Genomic DNA, 2,595 nt, shown 5'->3' on the forward strand with positions numbered 1-2,595 from the left:
CGCTCAGGGGACGGATCTGCCGCGGGCACGGATCGACCCGCCCGCCCCCGACCCGTCGCGGTTGAGGGGATGATCTGGGCGTGCCGGTGGGTCTGGGCGGTCTGGTCGGTCTGGGCTCGCGGTGGCTGAAACTGTCCTGAGGATCGCGGTATGTCTTCCTGAGACCGGCCCCGCGCAGCACCATCACCGCGTCGGGTGAAGGCAGACTGGGGGCGTGCGGGTACTGGTGGTGGACGACGACGCGGCGGTCCGGGAGTCCCTGGAACGCTCGCTGCGGTTCGAGGGGTACGAGGTGGCCACGGCGGTGGACGGGGCGGACGCGCTCGGCGTCATCGGCCGCGAGCGGCCGGACATCGTCGTGCTGGACGTGATGATGCCCCGGGTGGACGGGCTGGAGACCTGCCGTCGGCTGCGGGCCCAGGGCGACGACGTCCCGGTGCTCATGCTGACCGCCCGGGACGGCTTGGCCGACCGGGTCAGCGGCTTGGACGTCGGTGCCGACGACTACCTGGTCAAACCGTTCGCCCTGGAGGAGCTGTTCGCCCGGTTGCGGGCACTGATCCGCCGGGCGGCGTTGGCCGCGCGGGTGCGGGCGGCCGGTTCGGACGGGTCCAAGGGGATCCCCGACTCGACGCTGTGCTATGGCGGGGTCTGTCTGGATCAGGCTAGCCGCCAGGTGACCCGCGGTGATCGGGAGCTGATTCTGACCAAGACCGAGTTCGAGCTGCTGGAGTTGTTTCTCGCCCATCCGCGTCAGGTGCTCTCCCGCTCCATGATCATGGAGCGGGTCTGGGGGTATGACTTCGGCCCGACATCGAACTCGCTGGAGGTCTTCGTGAGCTACCTGCGCCGCAAGCTCGAGGCGAACGGCGAGCCCAGGCTGTTGCACACCGTGCGCGGAGTTGGCTACGTGCTGCGTGAGCCGTCGGGGGACCGCGCGTGAGCAGTGCCCCCGACCAGGGGGCCGCGCCATCGCCGTGGTGGCCGCAGCCGTTGACGGGTCGCCCGGCAGCGGGGCAGCCGGCAGCGGGGCAGGTGGCAGCGGGGCAGCCGGCAGTGGGGCAGGTGGCGGTGAACGGGCGCGCCGGCCGGTTGGACGGGTTCGCGCGGCGCGTCCACCCGGGACGTCACTCCAGGATCCGGTTTTCCTCCCCGCTCGGTCAGCTGACATTGCGGGCTCGGCTCGCCCTGCTTGTCGGGATGGCGGTGGCTGCCGCCGTGACGGTCGTCGCCGGGGTGTCGCTGGGGGCGACCAGTATCGTGCTGAACCAGGCCATCGACGACCAGCTCGTAGAGCAGGCTGAGGCGTCGGCGCACACCATCCAGACCAGTCCGCTGGGGCTGGAACTGCAGGCGTTCAGCTTCGGGCTGGAGGGCCAGTTCCTCGACGCCGCCGGCAATCCGCTGGAGAACGCCGTCTCGTCCTGGAACAGCATGCGGATCCCGGTCGACTCCGCCGACGCCGAGGTGGCCCGGCGGGAGCGGGCCCAGAACCTGCGCACGATCGCCGTTGACGGGCAGTCCTACCGGCTTGTCACGGTTCCGCTGCAACGTCCCGCGTCCGGCGGTGCATTGCAGCTCGCCCGGCCGACCACCGACGTCGACCGGACCCTGCGCGATCTCGCGCTGGTGCTGCTCGTCGTCGGGATCGTCGGGGTGGTCGGCTCGGTGCTCGCCGGACAGATCGTGGCACGTGCCGCGCTCAAACCCGTTGACGCCGCGGCCGCGGCCGCCGAGGAGGTCGCTCGCACCCAGGATCTGTCGGCGCTCATCCCGGTGACCGGATCCGACGAGATCACCCGGCTGGCGGAGAGCCTCAACAGCATGCTGCGCGCGCTGGAGGCGTCCCGGGCCCGCCAGCGCCAGCTCGTCGACGATGCCAGCCACGAGCTGCGCACCCCGTTGACGAGCCTGCGCACGAACATCGAACTGTTGCTGCGCGCCGAAGCGAACCCGCATCGCGCGCTGCCCGCGGCCGACCGTGAGGCGCTGCTGCGCGACGTGGGCGCGCAGATGCGCGAACTGTCCGGCCTCGTCAGTGAACTGGTCGAGCTCGCCCGGGACGAGGCGCCCACCGAGGAGGTGGAACGGCTCGATCTCGCGGAGATCGTGCGAGCCGCGGCCGAACGGGCCCGGCGCCGCGCCACAGGCAAGGGCGTCGGCATCGAGGTCGACGCGACGTCCTCGACGGTCGACGGGCGGGCGAACATGCTCGAACGGGCAGTCACCAACCTGCTCGACAACGCCGTGAAGTTCTCGCCGCCCGCCTCCGTCGTCCGGGTCGGCTCCCGGGACGGCGAGGTAACCGTCGCGGATGACGGACCGGGCATCGCGCCGGAGGACCGCGCGCAGGTGTTCGACCGCTTCTACCGGGCCACCTCCGCGCGGGGCCTGCCCGGATCCGGGCTCGGCCTCGCGATCGTCGCGGATGCCGTGCACACCCACGGGGGTACCGTCACCGCGGAGAGCTCTCCGAGCGGCGGGGCGTTGTTGCGGATGCGGCTGCCGGTCGTCGACGACCCCGGTCCGCTGGGCCCGGCCACCGCACCGGGCCCGGAGCCGAACCCGCCGGGCGGCGCCGCTCCGCCTCCGGAC

Annotated in this window: 2 protein-coding genes; both read left to right on the forward strand. The window is 72.2% G+C overall.

The window, feature by feature from the left end:
• The first annotated feature begins 214 nt into the window (after window positions 1–214).
• A complete protein-coding gene (locus AC08OP_RS23890) occupies window positions 215–943 on the forward strand; it encodes a response regulator transcription factor (RefSeq protein WP_476601633.1) in 729 nt (242 codons plus the stop codon).
• A 257-nt stretch (window positions 944–1,200) separates the two neighbouring features.
• The coding region (locus AC08OP_RS23895; RefSeq protein WP_476616228.1) for a HAMP domain-containing sensor histidine kinase at window positions 1,201–2,595 on the forward strand (1,395 nt) is incomplete at its 3' end.

It is taken from the genome of Frankia sp. CeRuru1 (assembly GCF_977966315.1).